This is a genomic window from Nocardioides marmoraquaticus (assembly GCF_054777915.1).
On the sequence record NZ_BAAHAA010000015.1, the window covers coordinates 17,825 to 36,499 of the forward strand.

Sequence of the window (18,675 nt, forward strand, 5' to 3'; positions counted from 1 at the left end):
TCCCGCACCAAGCGGGGTGACCTGCAACACCTCAAGCCAGACCGCGGGTTGCCGGGCGCTGCGGTTGAACTACAGCGACGTGAGCACTGGCGGCGTTACCGAGAAGCGGCTGACCAGCGTTGACCTCCGGATTTGGGATCCCGCCACGGGCTCCAACGGCCTTCCCGGCTCCTCAGCTGGCATGTCAACCCAGCCGGTGGCCAAGTACGCATACGACGCCACGGGACGTCTGATCGAGACCTGGGATCCTCGCATTGCCGATGGAAGCAACGCGGTGAAGACCGCCTACAGCTACAACAGCATCGCCGGGCATACCGTGCTTAAGACCGTCACCGAGCCCGGTCTTAAGCCCTGGACGTTCAACTACGACGGATCGGGCCGTCTGGCAACCGTCACTCGACCCCAGGACGCCGCCGTCGGCGGGGCCGACGCCACCTGGACCGTGAAGTACGACATCCCGCTCTCAGGAAGCGGGCTCCCCGACTTGACCGCTACCGCAACGGCTGCCTGGGATCAGCCCGCGGCGGACGCCCCAACCAGCGGGGCCGCGGTCTGGGGCCCCGATCGCATTCCTGCCAACTCACCCTCGGGAGACGACTACGAGTACGCCTCGCTGTCGTACTGGAGCAAGCCTGGACGCCTGACCAACGCCGCCGGCTACGGTGCAGGCGCATGGCAGGTCACCTCCACGCGCTACGACGCCCAAGGCAACAGCATCTGGACCCTCGACGCTGCATCGCGCGCCCAGGCGCTCACTGAGGGCAGCACACCTGCCCAGACCGCCGGAGCGGCGAACAAGTACGCATCCCTCACCGTCTACAACGCCGACGGCACCCGCGTCGAAGAGGGTTGGGGACCGACCCGCGACTTCGTCCTCGAGGACGGCAGCGCCATGACGGGTCGAAAGCTAACGCAAACGGTGTACGACGACGAATCCGACGCCGCCGGCTACCTCGACGGCCGACCCTCCAGCATCCCGGCAGGCGGGTTCAATCTCCCCGTTCGGGAACTGGTCTCCGCAACTGACCGGACCGGCCCCGGTGGGAACGGCACTCGCTTCGACATCAAGGAAACCCGCTATCGCTACGACGCCGTGCAGACGGGAGATGGCGACGGCTGGACCCTGCGCACTCCGACACGCGTGATGACGCAGGAGGGATCCGGTTGGTCAACGACCATTACCCGATTCGACGCGGAAGGCAAGGTCACCCAGACGCAGACCCCGCAGGCTGTTGAAGCGGGTGGACCCGCCGGCGGTTCGGCCGGTGCAGCGCGCACCAGTAACACCGTCTACTACACGCCCGGCAGCAGCGCCTCCCGGTCTGAGTGCCAGAACAAGCCCCAGTGGACGGGTTTGGTGTGTTGGACCGGGTCAGTTGGGGCGCCCTCGACCGGAGCTAACATCCCCGCATCCACCGTGGAGGGCTACTCAATACTGCTCGCACCAACCCGCTCGGTTGAAGCGTCCGGAGCAGCCACCCGGACCAGCGTCACGGGGTACGACGCCGCCGGACGCCCCACGTCGTCATCGATCGAGACGAGCGGGCTCAGCACGGCTGACCGAGCGGTGCCTGCCGTGTCGACGACCTACTCGCCGTCGACGGGTCTGCCGACCAGCACGACGAGTGGTTCGCAGACTATGACGACCGGCTACGACAGTTGGGGCCGCGTGACGTCGCAGACCGATGGCACCGGCAACACTGCAACAAGCAGCTACGACGCAGCTGGGCGATTGGCTACCGCGAACGACGGCAAGGGCACCTACGCCTACGGCTACAACGGCATCGACGTCGCCGGAAAGAAGGAGCGCCGCGGGCTAGTGACCAGCGTTGATGTTGGCTTGGCGTCCGGGCCAGACGTCTTTACCGGTGCATACGACAGCAACGGAAATCTCACGAAACAGGTCTACCCGGGCGGCCTAACCGCTAGTTATGACCGAGACCTCGATGGGGCCGCGGTCGGACTCACCTATTCGCAGTCCGGCAGTGCCCTCCTCGCGTTTAGTCAGGATCTCGACCGTGACGGGCGAGTTCGCACCAACCAAGGACCGGCCTCGAGCCAGACCTACAGCTACGACGATCGCAATCGACTCGTGAAGACCGAGGACACGACATACGACGGCTGTACAACTCGTCGTTACGGTTTCTCGAAGGACTCTAATCGGACCAGCCTGATCAATTCCGCTCCTGCAAGCGACGGCGACTGTCAGACCGCCACCGGATCAACCATCGCTTCGAACTTTGACGACGCTGACCGGATCACAACTACTGGCTATACCTACGATGCCCTCGGGCGAACGAAGATCGTCCCCGCATTCGATGCTCCGACCTCCGGCCTAAGCAATCCGGGAGATCTGACGCTTACGTTTCACGCCAACGATATGGCAGCCACGATTACCCAGACCGGCAACGAGAACGGCGCAAGCGTCACCAGGGCGCAAGATTTCGTCCTCGACGCAGGCGCGCGCATCTCGACGGTGAAATCGCTCAGCAACGGTGTATCGCTAGCCGAAGACACCAATCACTATGCGTCGAGCAGTGATAATCCCTCTTGGACCGCGACCAGGACCCGCGCTAACGCCACAACTGCGTGGACGGAGTCGTGGACACGGAACGTCACGGGCCTACAGGGCGACCTCGCGCTGACTCAGACGTCAACTGGTGTGGCGGAAGCCCAGCTTGCAAACCTTCACGGAGACAACGTCGCCCAAGCACCAGTGAGTTTCACTGGCCTCGGCTCATACGCCGAAGCGTCGGAGTTCGGCGCAGCACGCACCGACAGTGGTCCTGCCCGGTATGGCTGGCTTGGTTCCAAGCAACGCCAGTCTAACGGTATTCTGGGGGGTCTTACGCTCATGGGCGCTCGACTTTACAACCCAGTTAGCGGTCGTTTCCTATCGCGCGACCCCGTAAAGGGCGGAAATGACAACGCATATACCTATCCGCTGGACCCGATAAACCAGAGTGACCTCACTGGGAAGTGGTGTGTAGCGGGCATTGGAACCACCTGCACTAGGTACACTTGGGCCCCTAATGGCCGTCCGCTGCCGGTAAGACACAAGGTTCGATCGAAGCTGTGGAACAAGCATGGCATCTCATGGAGAACCGCAAGGGCGCTTGCGCCGCTAGGGTATTACTTGGGGGACCGCGGTTCCTACGGCCAATACACAGTGAAAATCTGGCAGGTAGTGCGCACCAGGAGTGGTGCGAAGAAGAAGACTGGGTACTGGGCGCGAATTACATATGGAATCAACTGGAACTCGGCTGCCGACGGGAAGACCTACGGTCTAACAACGATGTTTTGCTCCTCGTGGGGCAAGCGAGGCGTGTATACTATTTACGGCGATAATAAGTACAAGACTTTCTGTCCGTATTGGGTGAATAGCAATTACATTCCATAGCAGCCCTGAAGAACTCGTCATATCAACGCGTATCCATGCGTTGTATGCTGACGATGGTACGCTTAAAGAACCGGCTAGCGCGGGTAGAATCTTGGCCGGTTTTATCTTGGCGTGTCGCTTGGACCCAGATCGAACGACAGATGATAAAGAGATGATTCCCGCCCAACTCGGGGCGAGGGTGGATACCGCCGGCTGGGCAGTCAAGTTGGGTTCGGCGAATTCTGCCTGGGCGCTGCTCTTGGCCAGTCGGCGCGAGGTAAATAGTCAAAAGGAGGGCGACGCTATCTGGGTGCGGCCCGAGACTCTCGATCCAATCGACTTGATCGATGGGTCAGAGCGCCTCGCGAGCCTTACGCGTCAGTGGCGCATCTTGGAGTCGAACTACGCCCGGCGGAACTACGGAAGCCTTGCTGATCTGGAACTCACGGTCACACCTGCCTGACGCTGAGGACCGCAATCTGGCGCTATAGGTCTTCACCCGGGAGGGGTCGGGCATCTCCGAGGTCGCCGACTTGGCGGGACGTCGCTCGCGGCGGTCCAGCAGGAGTTGGGCACCCGGGCTAGCTGACGCGCGCGCTCGAGGCGGCGTGCGTAACGCCGAGCTGGTGACGGCCTCGCTCTGCACGAGCGCGGGCACCGAGAAGCCGCTGACCAAGGCCAGCGTGTCGAGCTCGCCGGGGATCAGGCCGTTGACAGCCTCGGCCGCCGCCTCGGTGTTCAGGTTCAGGTCGACGGCGTGCTTCTTCGCCACAGCAGCAACGCTCATACCCGATTCGTAGTCGGCAATGAAGCGATCGACCTGGGCGCAGCTGAAGCGCGTCTGGCGCTGTCGTCTTGAAACTCCGCGGGCTCGGGAGGGCCAGGGCCCAAAGGCCTAAAATAGTGCAGTTGCTTGCTACTTGGCCTCGTTCGCGTTGGTCCCACTGTTGCATCAGCCCGCCAGTAGTCGCCAACCCAACCAAGTGCAGCCGTAGGACTACCCCCATGGCAGGGGTCGTTCTTGTTCTCGCCGGGAACCGCATCGGTACATGTCCGAGCAGCATCCGGGTCGGCCCGAGTGCACCTGACGCATGTCGGAGGGGCGCCAACATCCCCACTTAGTGACAGGGCATCAGGACATAGCCTGAGGCGCGATTGTGGGAGGACTGAGGTGTACCGATGGCTCCTGCGATGCGTAGGCAATATGCAACGTCTCGCGTAAGGAGTACAATCGGAAATAAAGGGGGACCAATGCGGCTCAACATCTTTCGCATACCAACGGACCAGGTCGCTGCTCTAAGGGAAAAGCTCGCTTCCAGTGGCCTCAATGTCATCAAAGAGGTTGATCAGGGATCTTGGCACGGCGACTTCTTTTTCTCCGAACATCCAGTACCTAGCGCTATCCCCTGGGTGCAGACGTTCCAGTCCTACTTCGCCGAGGACCTAAAACCTCACAACCGTAATTACTTTGCCGTGTTCCTGTTTGTTCGCGGCGGCGACTGTTTCGCTCTCAGTTATGGCAAGTCGCATTTCTACGTCCGACCGTTCTGCGACTACGATTTTGGCATTGAGCTTGCGAAGCGCATCGCCAACGAAGAGGACATTCGACAAACCGCTTCGAAGCGCTTCGCGGGTAGCCGTCTTAAGGACATCAAGAGCTACTCATCAAACACTCCACTCATAATCGAAAGTGGCGAGTCCGTCGACTACATTCAAGCATCGGTCGCCGAAAGCAACCAGGGCGACTATGGAAAGACCGGGAAGTTTGGAACGTCGGCACAAGTGGCTCCCAAGATTGCTCCGCCTGAGATTGGCGCTTTTCTAACAATGCTAGTTGATGAGTTGGAACGACCTGCGAAGTTCCCACTCCCTCGCACGTTGATCATCACCGAGAAAGACGAGATAGCCCAGTTTGACGAAATGCTCTTGGATGAGTTGCAGAGTGACATTGGGACTAGTGATTTCACTAACAATACGATTGACTTATACGGCGTCGACTTCGTTTTTCCAAGTGAAGGTACGTTCGTGTTGCGATGCGGACGTGGCAACAAGAGGCAACTCGAGCAGCTGACGATGGGTGATCTCAAACAGTACATTCAAGATTGTGAGATACCCCGGGAGGACATCCTAAAAATCCGTATCACGCATGAGCCCGAGGGTGGTGCTAGGTACACGGAGAGCATCAAGGAATCGATTGACTTCATAGCTGACGACGATCGAGTAGTGCTAACGAGTGGTAAGTGGATGAAGTTCAACCAGGACTACTTGAAGTTTCTTGATGACGCAATTCGCGAAATCGAGGTCGAGGAGGCTGAACCACAATTCGCCGTGATTAACATCACCGAGCCTGAGTTCAACGTGTCGGCCGATGTCGTTGCGGCCGGTTACGAGCTTGCCGACAAGGATTTCGAGATCTTCAAGACGCGTCGGCCGACGCCTGTCGAGGCGTGGGATTTGCGCAAAGGCGGGACCGTATATGCGGTCAAGTTCGGATCTGCACAGAAACTGCATTATGCCTGCGACCAGGCGCTGAACGTCCTTGAGCTCTTGCGCAATAAGGCCGAAGCGAAAGAGGTCCCGCATTTCGATCGTTACTGCCTTTGGCTGGGTTATCGAGTAAAAACGATGCCCGACAATCTGGCCGACACGGGATCTATCATCCTTAAGCAGAAGATCGAAGCATGGGCCCGGAAGGCAGTGGAGCTCGGCGTAGTGCCCGCTATCAAGCTAAGCCAGCGTGTGGTGAGTGGTCTCGACTCGGGACCGGGCGGCCCCGCCGATGCTTAATCGCGGACTTCGGAGAACAAACTAAGGAGAATGTATGATTATTCTATTGAGCTACGACCTGAATGGTGGCGAGCGCCCGTCAGCATATGAAGACGTGAAGAAGATGATCGCGAAACACGCGATTGATTACAAAAAGCCCCTTTATTCGCAGTGGTTCATTGAAACCGATGACTCGGTGCAAGTCTGGCACGATCGCATGAAAGAAGTTGCCGATACCGACGATAATTGGTTCATTTTCAAGATTGGAAGATCGAACAGGCAGGGTTGGCTGAATCGTAATGTTTGGACTTGGCTGAAGGAACGGAGCGGAGACTAACGTTAGTCTACCCTGCTCGTAGCCCTGTAGTAGGACTGAAGGGATAGCTCCGGTCACCCACTGGCTGACACCATGGCGCCACTGGCAAGTGCATGCGGCTTCTGCGCCGGTTGAGGAGCTCGACACGGCGGCAGCCATCGCCCACCAGCGGTCGGCGTTGCTCAAAGCCGGGCTCGCTGCAGTGAACAGTTGCAGACCGTCGTGGCCACCATCGCGTCCGTCTACGCGGGCGACAAGAAGCGCAGAGAACGCGGGCCGGTGACGGTCGATGCCGTCGTGAACCCACAGGTCGATCCGGATGACATGAGCAGAGCACTGCACAAGATCATGCGGGGGATTCGCGAGCACTACGACCGTAAGCCTTGAGCTGGTTGCTGACCGTGGTCCGGCTGCAGTCGTAACGCTTACCAAGTTGGAGGTACGACCAGCCGGCGGCACGGAGCTCGGCAGCCTCGCTCAGCCGATCCGCCGGGATGCCGTGCTGGTAGCGGATCTCGATGCCGAGTCGGTGCAGGTGACCACTGACGACATCCCGGTCGACGCCGTGCTTCTTCGCGACCTGCTCGATGTTGAGGCCGGCCAAATAATCGGCCGCGACAGCCTGGACCTGTGCCTTGTCGAGGCGCTGGTGTTTCTGGCGTTTGGCTCGTGCTGACCGAGGTCGACAGGGAAGAACCGGCTCCCCGGAGCATATTCTTGCCAGTTGGTCCCATATGTGTTGTTTCCAACTATGACTCAGTTGGCCCGCGTCACGAGACCCCGGCAGCCACACGGCTGCCGGGGTCTCGCTGTTCGCCGCTGGGCGCGGGTCGCGGCCCGGCCGGATCGTGGAACCTTCTCGTCACCAGGTGACGAGGAAGCTCCACGACGACTGCTCAGCCCTGCAGCAGCTGCTCCACCCGGATCTCCACGGCCTGGGCCGGGTGTGGGGCGGTGGGACAGACTGGTCGCATGCTGCCCCGAGGAGTCCGCCCGGTCGCGCCCGGCCCCGGCCAGGAGTCGGTGTGGGACTACCCCCGCCCGCCCGCGCTGGTCGCCTCCGACCGCAGCATCGAGGTGCGCCACGGCGACGTGCTCGTCGCGTCGACGCGGGCGGCGTACCGCGTGCTCGAGACCAGCCACCCCCCGACCTGGTACCTCCCGCCCGACTCCGTGCCCGACGGCGTCCTCGTCCCCGCCGGGGGCCGCGGCAGCTGGTGCGAGTGGAAGGGGCAGGCGCGCTACTTCGACGTCGACGGCGTCCCGCGCGCGGCCTGGGCGTACGACGACCCGACGTCCGGCTTCCGCGACATCGCCGGCTACCTCGCGTTCCATCCCGCGCTGCTCGACTGCTTCGTCGACGGCCAGCGGGTGGTGCCGCAGGAGGGCGGCTTCTACGCCGGCTGGGTCACCGACGACGTCGTCGGCCCCTTCAAGGGGATCCCGGGGTCGATGGGCTGGTAGCCGCCCTCGTCAGTGCCGCTCCTCCAGCCCGACGGCGTCGCGCAGCTTGCGGGTGGCGTCGTGCAGCGACGGGTCGTCGGCGGCGCGTGACTCCATCAGCTCGGCGAGCGCCTCGGCCAGCACGTTGAGCTTCTCCTGCGCGGCCTCCTCGGCGCGGCGGCCGGAGTTCTCGAGCAGCGCCAGCAGCAGCAGCGTCACCACCGAGGCGGTGGTGTGGATGACGTACTGCCACTCCTTCAGGTTGGGCCACAGCGGCGCGCTCGCCGCCCAGCCGACGACGACGACGAGGCAGACGGTGAAGAACGGCGCCGAGCTCGCCTGCCGGTGGCCCCACTCGACGAACTTCTCGAACCCGTTGCGTCCGTCGCTCTCACGACGGTCCTCCGCCGCGTCGTTGCGCTCCATCTGCGCAACGTAGCCACGCCGGGCGGTTGCGACAGCCCGCGCGACACAACACGCCGCGCCGGATCGTGGGACGTCTCACGAGAGTCCTCGAATCGGATAAAGTCAACTGACTTGCTTGAGTAATGCGAGAGGAGGACCGCCGTGCCGTACGACGACATCGCTCCCCAGGAGGGTCGCGGCTGCCGCGGCTCCTCCGAGGACCCCGTCGGTGCCATCGACGTCCACCAGCACCTGTGGCCCGAGGAGCTGCTCGACCGGCTCCGCGCGCGCAGCCGGGCGCCGTACCTGCGGGGCTGGACGCTCCACCTCGACGGCGAGCCGCCGTACGACGTCGACCCGCGCGCCCACGACGTCGCGGCCCGCGTGGCCGCTGACACGGAGGCCGGTGTCGGACTGGCCTGCGTCAGCCTGTCGGCGCCGCTCGGGCTCGAGTCGCTGGCCGCGCCGAGCGCCCGGCCGCTGCTCGACGCCTGGCACCGAGGGGTCCACGAGCTGCCCGCCCACTTCCGTGCCTGGGCGTCGGTGCCGCGCGAGGACGCCGACCCGGGCAGGCTCGCGGGGCTGCTGGCCGAGGACCGGTTCGTCGGCGTGCAGCTGCCGGCCTCCGACCTGCTGACGCCGCGGGCGTGGGAGGGCGCGCTCGACCTGCTGCGCGTCGCCGAGGCCGCGGGCAGACCCGTGCTGGTGCACCCCGGGCCCGAGGCCGCGCCGCCGCTGGCGCGCGACCTGCCGGGGTGGTGGGCACCGGTCGTCGGTTACTCCGCCCAGCTCCAGGCCGCCTGGTGGGCCTGGCACGCCGCCCGCCTGCGGCCCGACGTGCCCCGGCTCCCCGTGGTCTTCGTCGCCGCGGCCGGGCTCGCACCGCTGCTCACCGAGCGCCACCAGCTGCGCGGCGGCACCCGTGCGCCGGTCGACCCGCTGCTGCTGCTCGACACCTCCGGCCACGGCGAGCGCGCGCTCGAGGCGGTCGTGCGGGTCGTCGGGATCGACCCGCTCGTGCTCGGCAGCGACGCGCCGTACGCCGCTCCGCTCACGCACCTGCTCGGCGACGCGGCCACCCGTGCCGTGCGCCACGCCAACCCCCGTCGCCTGCTCGGCCTCGGGATCTCGCACCGCACCCCGCACACCCCCCTCACCCGGATCGGAGGAGCGTCGTCATGGACACCGACACTCGTCAGCTGACCCCCACCCGCACCAGCAGCACCATCACGACGCCGTGCGGCGTCCCGGCCGAGGCGGCCGCGGCGCTGACGTCGTACGACGCCGACCTGCAGGTCGTCGACCTGCCCGACCGCGACCTGTCGAAGGGCGAGCTCGAGCAGCTCGCCGCCGCCGTCGCCCAGCACCCCGAGGCCTGGCAGCACCTGGTGGCCTTCGACGGCGAGCATCGGGTCTACGCCTCGCTGCACCGCGACAACCACGTCGACGTGTGGCTGCTGTGCTGGACCCCGGAGAACGACACCGGCTGGCACGACCACGACGTCTCGTCGGGTGCGGTCGCGGTCGTCGCCGGCGAGCTGGTCGAGAACAACCTGACCATCGCCCACGGTGCCCGCGAGACGCGCGTGCCCGCGGGTTCGGTGTTCTCCTTCGGCCCCGACCACATCCACCGGCTCAACGGGGCGTCCCACGGCAGCGTCAGCGTGCACGTCTACTCGCCGCCGCTGTGGCGGATGGGGCAGTACGCCGTCGACGACGCCGGCGTGCTGCGCCGCCAGTCGCTGTCGTACGCCGACGAGCTGCGGCCGATCGACTAGCCCCGGGGGCCGGCCCCTACGGTGACCCCATGCCCTCGCTGCAGCAGGTCGCCACGGTCCCGGAGGGGCCGGTCCACCGCCTCACCCTCGGCGCCGCGCCGGGCGTCGAGCTCGACCTCGTCGACCTCGGCGCGACGGTCGCGGGCCTGCGCGTCACCGGCGGTGACGGCGTACGACGCCAGGTCGCGGTCACCTACCCCGACCCGACCGACGCGCTCACCGCCACCGAGTACCTCGGCGGCACCATCGGCCGCGTCGCCAACCGTGTCGCCGGCGCCCGGTTCGGGCTCGACGGCCGCGAGGTGCGGGTGGCCGCCAACGAGGGCGCCCACCTGCTGCACGGCGGCCCGGTCGGCTTCGACAAGCGGCTGTGGCGCGTCGAGGAGCACGACGACCACCGCGCGGTGCTGAGCCTGACCAGCGACGACGGCGACCAGGGCTTCCCCGGCACGCTCGAGGTGCGGCTCGAGATCGAGGTCGGCGACGACACCCTCGACCTGGTGCTCAGCGCCACCACCGACGCCCCGACGCCGGTCGCGCTGACCAGTCACCTCTACCTGTGCCTGACCGGCGCCGACGAGACCACCGCCGGCGTCCGCGACCACGACCTGCAGCTCGCGGCCAACCGGGTCCACCACGTCGACGACGAGCTGATCCCCGTCGCGGGCCCGGCGCGGCCGCTCGACGGGTCGCCGTACGACCTGCGCACGTCTCGCCACCTCGCCGACGCCGTCGCCGAGACCGGCGGCGGACTCGATCACGACTACGTGCTGACCGGCTCCGGGATGCGCGAGGTCGCGTGGCTGACCGCGCCGCTCGCCCGCTCGCGCGCGGTGCTGAGCACCGACCAGCCCGACCTCCAGGTCTTCACCGGCCAGGGGTTGTCGTCGCACCGGCCGTACGCCGGCATCGCCCTCGAGCCGCAGACCCCGCCCGACGCCGTCAACCGCGCCGGCGCCGACGGCTTCCCCGACATCACGCTGCGCCCGGGCGAGACCTACACCTGCCGGATCTCGTGGCGCTTCGAGGCGCTGGCAGACTCGCCCGCAGAGTCTCGGTGAACGTTCACATCCCAGGAGGAACCTGATGCAGCACCGCACCCTCGGCCGCACCGGACGCACCGTCTCGGCCGTCGGCCTCGGCACCTGGCAGCTCGGCGCCGACTGGGGCGAGGTCAGCGAGTCCGACGCCCGCGAGGTGCTGGAGGCCTCGCTCGAGGCGGGCGTGACGTTCTACGACACCGCCGACGTCTACGGCGACGGGCGCAGCGAGCAGGTCATCGCCGGCTTCCTGCGCGACCACGCCGACGCCGGGCTGTTCGTCGCCACCAAGATGGGCCGGCGCGTGGAGCAGCAGCCCGAGAACTACACCCCCGACAACTTCCGCGCCTGGACCGACCGCTCGCGCCGCAACCTCGGCGTCGACACCCTCGACCTCGTCCAGCTGCACTGCCCGCCGTCGGCCACCATCGACGACGAGCGCACCTACGACGCCCTCGACGCGCTCGTCGCCGACGGCACCATGGCGGCGTACGGCGTGAGCGTCGAGACCTGCGACCAGGCCCTCGCCGCCATCGCGCGGCCCCACGTCGCGAGCGTCCAGATCATCCTCAACCCGCTGCGGCGCAAGCCGCTCGAGCAGGTGCTCCCCGCGGCCGTCGAGGCCGGCGTCGGGATCGTCGTGCGCGTGCCGCTCGCCTCGGGCCTGCTGTCCGGCAAGTACGACGAGTCGACGACCTTCGCCGACGACGACCACCGCAGCTACAACCGCGACGGCTCCGCCTTCGACGTCGGCGAGACCTTCTCGGGCGTGCCGTACGACGTCGGCCTCACCGCCGCCGGTGAGTTTGCCGGCATCGTGCGCGAGCACCTCGACGGCGTGACCTCGGCCCAGGCCGCCATCGCCTGGGCGTGGCAGCAGCCCGGCGTCAGCACCGTCATCCCCGGCGCCCGCAACGCCGACCAGGCCCGCGCCAACGCCGCCGCCGGCGACGTCGCCCCCCTCGGCGACGACGTCCTCGCCGCCGTCGAGCAGGTCTACGACACCCACGTCCGGGAGCTCGTCCACCACCGCTGGTGATCCCGCCGCCCTTCGTGGCTCGCTCCGCTCGCACCTCAGGGACCGGCGGCCTCGCCTCGCTCAACCTCGGGACCGGCGGCCTGACTCCGCTCCCTGAGGAGCCCGTGAGGGACGAGCGGGCGTCACGAAGGGGCACCTCGGGACGGGCGGCCTCACTCGGGGACCGGCTGTCTGACTCCGCTCCCTGAGGAGCCCGCGAGGGACGAGCGGGCGTCACGAAGGGGCGCCGTCGCCGGGTGCGGGGGTCTCGCGGCCCCGCGCCCTTCGTGGCTCGCTCCGCTCGCACCTCAGGGACCGGCGGGCTCGGGGCACGTCGACCAGCCCGTTCCGGTTCGGGTACGGCGCAGGGGTGACCGACGCGCCGTACGACCCCGCCCTCGTCGCCCGCTCGATCGAGCTGGCGGCGGCCAACGTGAGCAACGGCGGCAAGCCGTTCGCGACGATCGTGGTCGACGCGGCGAGCGGCGAGGTGCTGCACGAGGCGACCAACCAGGTGTCGCAGACCGGTGACAAGACGGCCCACGCCGAGATCACCGCGATCCGCGAGCTGGCGGCGCAGGGGCGCGACGACCTGAGTGGCTGCGACGTCTACGTGACGGCGTACCCCTGCCCGATGTGCCTCGGCGCGCTCTACTACGCCGAGCCCGAGCGCGTGGTCTACGCGGTGACGCGCGAGGAGGAGGGCGAGCACTACGAGGACGGCGGGCGCTACACGACGCTGGCCGGCTTCTACGACGAGTACGCCAAGCCCGTCGCCGAGCGCGCGCTGCCGTCGGTGCACGGCGAGCCGCAGGGGCTCGGGCTCGACGACCTCACCGAGCCGTTCCGGGCCTGGACCGCGCAGCACGGGTGAACGACGACGCGGTCGACCGCTGGTCGCAGCGCCACGGCGGGCTCGAGACGCAGTCGCGCTGGGTCACCGGCTGGGCTCGGCTGACCGACGCGATCGCTCGGCCGCTGGCGCGACGGGTGCCGGCCGACGTGGTGACGGGGCTGGGCGTCCTGGTCGTGGCGGCCGCCGTGTCCGTCACCGCGCTCGGCGCCGCCTGGACGGTGCTCGCGGCCGTCCTGGTCGTCGCGGGCGCCGTGCTCGACGGCGTCGACGGGGCGGTGGCATCGCTGCGCGGCGGCGGCACCCCCTGGGGCCGGGTGCTCGACCCCCTCGCCGACCGGGTGAGCGACCTCCTGCTGGTGCTGGCGCTGTACGTCGCCGGCGCCCCCGCCTGGCCCTGCATCGGGCTGGCCGTGACGACGGTGCTGCTGGAGGGCCTTCGGACGACGGCGCAGGTGGTGGGGATGGACGGCCCCGGTGTCATCAGCGTCTGGGAGCGTCCGTCACGCGTCATCGTGGCCGTGATCGGCCTGGTCGTCTCGGCCGCCCTGCCCACGCAGCTCACCTGGGTCGCCTGGGTCGGCCTCGCCCTCGCTCTCCTCGGCCTCGCCCAGCTGCTGGTCGCCGTGCGTCGCGCGCTGGGGTGAGCCGTCCCTCACGACGCGTCGACCAGCCCCGCTCGGCCCTCGCGCCTTGACCAGACCCGTGACTACGCCGGGCTCACCTGCTCGGCGACGATCCCGGCGGACAGGAGCACGAGGGGGAGGCCGCCGCCGGGGTGGGCGGAGCCGCCGACGAGGTGCAGGCCGGGGACGGGCGGGTCGTTGGCGGGGCGCAGGAAGGCCGCGCGGGCGCCGTTGGAGGAGGTGCCGTAGATGGCGCCGCCCGGGCTGCCCGTGAGCCGCTCGAGGTCGGCCGGGGTGCGCAGCTCGCGCCACCGGACGTGGGGCCGCAGGTCGAGCCCCCGGTCGGCGGCGACCTCGAGCACGTGGTCGGCGTAGGCGTCGGCGACGCCGGGGGTGTTCCAGTCGACGCCGTCGGCACCGTGCCGGGGGGCGTTGACCAGCACGAACCACGCCCCCGCACCCGGGCCCGGCACGACGGCGGGGTCGTCGGGAGCGCTGAGGTAGACGGTCGGCCGGGTCACCACGCGCCCCGCGGCGAGCGCGTCGAACTCGGCGTCGTAGTCCTCGGCGAAGAGCACCCGGTGGTGCGCGCCGGGCGGCGGGTCGTCGAGGGCGAGCAGCAGCGCGAAGCCGGAGTACGACGCCTCGGCCCGCGCCGCGCGGCGACCGGCGCGGCGGGCGGCCCGTGCGCCGGGCCCCACGACGAGCCGGTCGAGCACCACCCGTGCGTCGGCGTTGGCGACGACGACGTCGGCCTCGACCACCTCGCCCCCGACCTGCACGCCGGTCACGCCGCGGGTGCCGGTGACCACGGCCTCGACCTCGGCCCCGGTGCGGACGTCGACACCGAGCGAGCGCACCCGCTCCAGCAGGGCGTCGGAGATGCGCCGCAGCCCGCCGGCGACGTACCAGGAACCGAAGGCCTGCTCGACGTGCGGCACGGTCAGCAGGGCGGCGGGGGCGCGGCGCGGGTCGGAGCCGGAGTACGTCGCGTAGCGGTCGAGCAGGGTGCGCAGCCGCGGGTCGTCGAGGTGGCGTCGGCCGGCGGCGCGCAGCGAGCGCCACGGCGCGACGGTGCGTACGTCGTGCGGCCGGGCGGCGAAGCGGACCATGGCGCCCGGGCCGACGGGGGACTCGAGGAAGGGCCGGTGGGCCGCGGCCCACACCCGCTCGGCCTCCCGCGACAGCGAGGCCCACTGCGCCCCGGCCCCCGCCCCGAGGGCGTCGTCGAGCGCTACCGAGACGTGTGCCGGGTCGCCGGGCAGGTCGAGCACGGTGCCGTCGGCGAAGCGGTAGGAGCAGGCGGTCGCGAGCCGCTGCAGCGTCAGCGACTCCGAGAGCGGCGCGCCGGTCGCGGCGAAGAGCTCCTCCAGCACGTGCGGCATGGTCACCAGCGACGGTCCGGTGTCGAAGCGGAACCCGTCGCGCTCGAGCAGCCCGAGCTTGCCGCCGACGACCTCGGCGCGCTCGAGCACCGTGACCACGTGCCCGGCGGCGGCGAGCCGGGCCGCGGCGGCGAGCCCGCCGACGCCCGCGCCGACCACGACGACGCGGCTCATGCGACCCTCACCGGCCTGCCCTTCCACGTCACCGTGCCGCGGCGGCGGCGCACCAGCGAGTCGACGGCCAGCGCCTGCAGCGCGACGACCGACGCGGGGTGGAGCAGGGCGTCGGGCACCACCCGGCCGCCGGTGCGGTGGCCGCTGAGGGCGCGGGCGGCGGCCGAGGCGGCGTACCCGAGCAGCCCGACGCGTGAGCCGCGGGCGGCCGCCACGGCCGGCACGACGTGGGTCAGCACGAGCAGCGCGCCGACGGCGACCGCGCCCGCGGGGGAGCCGAAGGCGGCGCCGAGCGACTTCGACCAGCCGTCGCGGAGCGCGGCGGGCGAGTCGTACATGCGGCAGCTCGCGACCTCGGTGCCGTCGACCACGCCGCCCCGACCGCCGGTCGCCTTGACGCGGCGCACGAGGGCGAGGTCCTCCAGCACCTCGGCGCGTACGGCGCTGTGCCCCCCGGCCCGGCGGTAGGCCGCGGCGTCGATTGCGAGCAGCTGGCCGTTGCCGGCGGTCAGCGAGGGTCGGGTCGAGCCCTCGGCGAGCCCGAGCGGCAGCGTCGAGAGCCACGACCACTGCAGCAGCGGCTGCACCAGCCGCTCCACGAGGCCGTGGGCCTCCTGGCGGGGGTAGGGGCAGACGACGTCGAGGCCGGCCGAGCGCAGCAGCGCGGCGGTGGCGGTGAGCCCGTGCGGGGCGACCCGCACGTCGGCGTCGACGAAGACCAGCAGGTCGGCCCCGTCGGCGGCCTCCGCGAGCTGGTGGCAGGCCCACGGCTTGCCGAGCCAGCCGTCGGGCAGCGGCGCGCCCTGCAGCAGCTCGATCCCGGCGTGGTCGGCCAGCAGCGCGCCGGTGCCGTCGGTCGAGCCGTCGTCGAGCACCAGCAGCCGCGCCTCGCCCGGCCAGCGGGAGAGGGCGTCGGTGAGGTGGCGCAGGCACGCCTCGACGTGGCCGGCCTCGTCACGCACGGGCAGCAGCACCGCCAGGCGCTCCGCGGCGGGTGCTGCACCCGCGTCGGGGACGCGCAGCCGCCGCAGGTTGTCGAGCAGCAGGCCGAGGGAGAGCAGCGAGAGGCTGCTGCCCGCGGTGACGGGCAGGCTCACCGCAGCAGCCGCCGCGCCCGCTCGACCATCCGCAGCGCCACCGGCACCGCGACCAGCGCCATCACCAACCCGCCGACCAGGGCCACCGGCGGGCGGCCGAAGAAGACGGCGTGGGCGAGCACGGAGGAGAAGTAGGTCCACAGGTAGACCGCGAGCGGCACGACCGGGGTGGGCTCGAGCCGCGGCACGACCCGGTCGAGCAGGCCCACCACCAGGAAGGAGACCAGCAGCCAGCCTGCGAAGTTGGTCAACGGGATGCCCTCGACCCCGGGCAGGTGGGGCGAGGGGTTCGCCCAGGCCCAGTGGCCCGCGTCGACCATCTGGGGGTCGAGGAAGACGTCCCACGCGGTCAGCGCGAAGGCCCCGACGACGACCCGGGCGAGCGCCCCGCCGGCGAGCAGCCGACCCACGTGCAGCGCCGGCCACGCCATCATCACCCAGGCCATCGGCACCACCGCCGGCACGCCGAGGGGCTGCCACCCGAGGGTGCCGCTGTAGGCGTACTCCCCGAACGGCACGCCCGTGTGCACCCCGACCACCTCGGCGAGCAGCCCGCCCCCGCCGGCGACGAGGAGGAGCGCGGCGGCGGTGGCGGCGCCGTACCGGACCAGCGCATGGGTGAGCGCCGCGGCGGCCAGGAAGCCGACCGCGGCGATCGTCAGCGGCAGGGTGCCGCCGCCGGTCAGCGGGAAGGCGATCTGGGAGAGCACCCCGCACGACGCGAGCACGACCGGCACGGCGTCGGCCCAGGTCCAGGCGAGCGCGGGGCGGCCGGGGTGCACGGAGACGGCGGTCACGGGGTCCTCCGGTCGTAGGTGCCGGCGACGTCGTCGACGGCGAAGCGGGCGAAGAGCTCCTCGGCGTACCAGCGGGCCGGGCCGGTACGCCGCACCGCCTCGCGGTGGGCGGCGGAGCGGTGGGCGAAGTCCTCGAGCGCGTTCGCGGACTCCCAGAGCGAGAACGTGCCCTGCAGCAGCACGGGCGCCTCGCCGATGCCGATGGCGAGGCGTACGCCGGGCGAGGCGTGCAGGTCGCGCACCACGGCGGGCACGGCGCGGCGGAAGGAGCGGGCGGTGGTGGGTCGCAGCCGGGCCCGCGTCAACGCGGCCACGGGGCCGTCGTGGCGGGCGGCCGAGGGGGAGCGGAGCGGGCCGAACGGCTCGTGACCGCCCCAGCGGCCGCGGGAGCCGAGCGGGCGCAGCCGCAGCCGCAACGTCTCGTGGGCGTCGGCGTCCCAGGGGTCGGTGACCCGGGCGTCGGGACCGCGGTCGGCCGCCGTCGCGTCGTCCCACACGGTGAGCAGCGCCCAGTGGTGGGGGTCGGCGTCACGGGGCGCGAAGCTGCGGCCCGACCCGGTGCCGAGCAGCCGCGCGAAGCGCAGCCCCGGCGTGCGGCCCAGGTGGCGCCGCCCGGTCGCCATGCGTCGCATCGCCGGCAGGGCGCGGTCGACGCCCCAGACGCGGAGCTCGACGACGGGGCTCACGCGGGCACCTGCGCCGTCCGGGCCTCGTCGCGCTCGCGCAGCCGGTCGTCGACCGCCGAGACGGCCGTCCAGCCGACGAGCAGCACCACGTGGACCACGTAGAGCCAGAGACCGACGGCGACCACGCCGCCGACGACGCCGATGCCGGCGTACGGCAGGCCCACGTCGATCGGGATGGCGAGGAACGACTGGAAGCCGTGCAGGAAGCCGGCCAGGAACGCCCCCACCACGAGGCCGCCGACCACGGCCACCGAGGGACGCGGCGAGCGCGGCACGACGACGGCGAAGGCCCAGGCCAGCAGGGCCGACAGCACCAGCCACGTGGCGTGGAAGCCGACGACCACGCGGAGCGCGAGGTGCCAGGCGCCCGGACCGCCGCCCTCCGGCGACCACGGGACCAGCAGCTCGCCGACGGAGAACCACCCCCACGCCAGCACCGGCAGCACGACGGCGACGGGCAGCAGGCCGGCGCGCGCCCGCCAGCCGGTGAAGCGGTCGGGGTTGGTGCGCGGCTTGGGCCGCAGCAGCAGGGCGGCGCGACGCAGCCCCTCGCCGTAGAACGAGGCGGGGAAGAGGAGCACGAGCGCGCCGACCACGCCCAGCGCCGTACCCGCCCGCACCAGCTCGACGTACGGCCCTCGCCCGCCCATGTCGTCGGGCACCAGCACCTGCAGCGCCAGCAGCCGCTGCTCGGCGCCGTCGGCGCCCCACCACCAGGTGGTCGTCCAGACAGCCAGGAGCAGCCACGCCACCAGGCTGATGCCGGAGAAGAAGGTCAGCGTCGCCGCGGCCGCGGCGAGGTCACGCCCCTGGAGCCGCTCGCCGACCGCGCGCGCGAGGGTCACGGACTCGCGGCGCGCCACGGCCCACGGTCCGCCACGGCCCGGCTCGGTGATGCGCACTCCCTCCACC

Annotated in this window: 20 protein-coding genes; 12 read left to right on the top strand and 8 right to left on the bottom strand. The window is 69.6% G+C overall.

Annotation, left to right across the window (positions count from 1 at the left end; translation table 11 throughout):
* Positions 1-16: 16 nt before the first annotated feature.
* The gene (locus ACYU8I_RS12270) at positions 17-3,400 is read left to right on the top strand and encodes an RHS repeat-associated core domain-containing protein (RefSeq protein ID WP_460841137.1); all 3,384 of its coding nucleotides are present in this window, start codon (positions 17-19) and stop codon (positions 3,398-3,400) included.
* A gap of 331 nt (positions 3,401-3,731) precedes the next feature.
* Here ACYU8I_RS12270 and ACYU8I_RS12275 read toward each other — a convergent pair whose 3' ends face one another.
* Positions 3,732-4,151 (bottom strand): hypothetical protein, encoded by a 420-nt coding sequence (locus ACYU8I_RS12275; protein ID WP_460841139.1) that lies wholly within the window; start codon positions 4,149-4,151, stop codon positions 3,732-3,734.
* Between the two features lie 479 nt (positions 4,152-4,630).
* Between ACYU8I_RS12275 and ACYU8I_RS12280 the strand changes: the two genes are divergently transcribed.
* The 3 genes from ACYU8I_RS12280 (at position 4,631) to ACYU8I_RS12290 (ending at position 6,848) form a co-directional block, all read left to right on the top strand.
* Entirely contained in the window at positions 4,631-6,166 is a 1,536-nt protein-coding gene (locus tag ACYU8I_RS12280; RefSeq protein ID WP_460841141.1) for a DUF6119 family protein, read from the top strand.
* A 94-nt stretch (positions 6,167-6,260) separates the two neighbouring features.
* Entirely contained in the window at positions 6,261-6,482 is a 222-nt protein-coding gene (locus ACYU8I_RS12285) for a hypothetical protein (RefSeq protein WP_460841144.1), read from the top strand.
* A 201-nt stretch (positions 6,483-6,683) separates the two neighbouring features.
* Positions 6,684-6,848 carry a hypothetical protein gene (locus ACYU8I_RS12290; protein ID WP_460841147.1) on the top strand — a complete coding sequence of 55 codons (165 nt, stop codon included), beginning with the start codon at positions 6,684-6,686 and terminating at the stop codon, positions 6,846-6,848.
* On the opposite strand, the gene ACYU8I_RS12295 is transcribed toward ACYU8I_RS12290, so the two are convergent.
* Positions 6,808-6,975: a helix-turn-helix domain-containing protein gene (locus tag ACYU8I_RS12295; protein ID WP_460841307.1), complete on the bottom strand. Its 168-nt coding sequence runs from the start codon at positions 6,973-6,975 to the stop codon at positions 6,808-6,810. The two genes, ACYU8I_RS12290 and ACYU8I_RS12295, sit on opposite strands and share 41 nt — an antisense overlap.
* Between ACYU8I_RS12295 and ACYU8I_RS12300 the strand changes: the two genes are divergently transcribed.
* Both ACYU8I_RS12300 and ACYU8I_RS12305 read left to right on the top strand, forming a co-directional pair.
* Positions 6,895-7,137: a hypothetical protein gene (locus tag ACYU8I_RS12300; protein WP_460841309.1), complete on the top strand. Its 243-nt coding sequence runs from the start codon at positions 6,895-6,897 to the stop codon at positions 7,135-7,137. The two genes, ACYU8I_RS12295 and ACYU8I_RS12300, sit on opposite strands and share 81 nt — an antisense overlap.
* A gap of 296 nt (positions 7,138-7,433) precedes the next feature.
* Positions 7,434-7,925 carry a DUF427 domain-containing protein gene (locus ACYU8I_RS12305; RefSeq protein WP_460841150.1) on the top strand — a complete coding sequence of 164 codons (492 nt, stop codon included), beginning with the start codon at positions 7,434-7,436 and terminating at the stop codon, positions 7,923-7,925.
* 9 nt (positions 7,926-7,934) lie between these two features.
* On the opposite strand, the gene ACYU8I_RS12310 is transcribed toward ACYU8I_RS12305, so the two are convergent.
* Positions 7,935-8,330, bottom strand: coding sequence for a low affinity iron permease family protein (locus ACYU8I_RS12310; protein WP_460841152.1), 396 nt, complete (start codon positions 8,328-8,330; stop codon positions 7,935-7,937).
* A gap of 141 nt (positions 8,331-8,471) precedes the next feature.
* Between ACYU8I_RS12310 and ACYU8I_RS12315 the strand changes: the two genes are divergently transcribed.
* The 6 genes from ACYU8I_RS12315 (at position 8,472) to ACYU8I_RS12340 (ending at position 13,645) form a co-directional block, all read left to right on the top strand.
* A complete protein-coding gene (locus ACYU8I_RS12315) occupies positions 8,472-9,512 on the top strand; it encodes an amidohydrolase family protein (protein WP_460841154.1) in 1,041 nt (346 codons plus the stop codon).
* Positions 9,488-10,087 carry a cysteine dioxygenase gene (locus ACYU8I_RS12320; protein ID WP_460841156.1) on the top strand — a complete coding sequence of 200 codons (600 nt, stop codon included), beginning with the start codon at positions 9,488-9,490 and terminating at the stop codon, positions 10,085-10,087. Before ACYU8I_RS12315 ends, ACYU8I_RS12320 begins: the two co-directional genes overlap by 25 nt.
* A 29-nt stretch (positions 10,088-10,116) precedes the next feature.
* Positions 10,117-11,148 (top strand): aldose epimerase family protein, encoded by a 1,032-nt coding sequence (locus ACYU8I_RS12325; RefSeq protein ID WP_460841158.1) that lies wholly within the window; start codon positions 10,117-10,119, stop codon positions 11,146-11,148.
* 25 nt (positions 11,149-11,173) lie between these two features.
* Positions 11,174-12,166 carry an aldo/keto reductase gene (locus ACYU8I_RS12330; protein WP_460841160.1) on the top strand — a complete coding sequence of 331 codons (993 nt, stop codon included), beginning with the start codon at positions 11,174-11,176 and terminating at the stop codon, positions 12,164-12,166.
* Positions 12,167-12,515: 349 nt separating this feature from the next.
* On the top strand, positions 12,516-13,019 hold the full coding sequence (locus ACYU8I_RS12335; protein ID WP_460841162.1) for a nucleoside deaminase: 504 nt from the start codon (positions 12,516-12,518) through the stop codon (positions 13,017-13,019).
* Complete coding sequence (locus tag ACYU8I_RS12340) at positions 13,016-13,645, top strand: CDP-alcohol phosphatidyltransferase family protein (RefSeq protein ID WP_460841164.1); 630 nt, start codon at positions 13,016-13,018, stop codon at positions 13,643-13,645. The genes ACYU8I_RS12335 and ACYU8I_RS12340 overlap by 4 nt, the downstream gene beginning before the upstream one ends.
* Before the next feature lie 62 nt (positions 13,646-13,707).
* Here the strand turns inward: ACYU8I_RS12340 and ACYU8I_RS12345 are convergent, their stop codons facing one another.
* Genes ACYU8I_RS12345 through ACYU8I_RS12365 form a run of 5 tightly spaced genes read right to left on the bottom strand, consistent with a single transcriptional unit; the run spans position 13,708 to position 18,665 of the window.
* A complete protein-coding gene (locus tag ACYU8I_RS12345; RefSeq protein ID WP_460841166.1) occupies positions 13,708-15,183 on the bottom strand; it encodes a phytoene desaturase family protein in 1,476 nt (491 codons plus the stop codon).
* A complete protein-coding gene (locus tag ACYU8I_RS12350; protein WP_460841168.1) occupies positions 15,180-16,280 on the bottom strand; it encodes a glycosyltransferase family 2 protein in 1,101 nt (366 codons plus the stop codon). Before ACYU8I_RS12350 ends, ACYU8I_RS12345 begins: the two co-directional genes overlap by 4 nt.
* The gene (locus tag ACYU8I_RS12355) at positions 16,277-17,077 is read right to left on the bottom strand and encodes a carotenoid biosynthesis protein (protein WP_460841170.1); all 801 of its coding nucleotides are present in this window, start codon (positions 17,075-17,077) and stop codon (positions 16,277-16,279) included. Before ACYU8I_RS12355 ends, ACYU8I_RS12350 begins: the two co-directional genes overlap by 4 nt.
* Positions 17,074-17,763, bottom strand: coding sequence for a hypothetical protein (locus tag ACYU8I_RS12360; protein WP_460841173.1), 690 nt, complete (start codon positions 17,761-17,763; stop codon positions 17,074-17,076). The genes ACYU8I_RS12355 and ACYU8I_RS12360 overlap by 4 nt, the downstream gene beginning before the upstream one ends.
* Positions 17,760-18,665 carry a YhjD/YihY/BrkB family envelope integrity protein gene (locus tag ACYU8I_RS12365; protein ID WP_460841175.1) on the bottom strand — a complete coding sequence of 302 codons (906 nt, stop codon included), beginning with the start codon at positions 18,663-18,665 and terminating at the stop codon, positions 17,760-17,762. Before ACYU8I_RS12365 ends, ACYU8I_RS12360 begins: the two co-directional genes overlap by 4 nt.
* Positions 18,666-18,675: the final 10 nt, after the last annotated feature.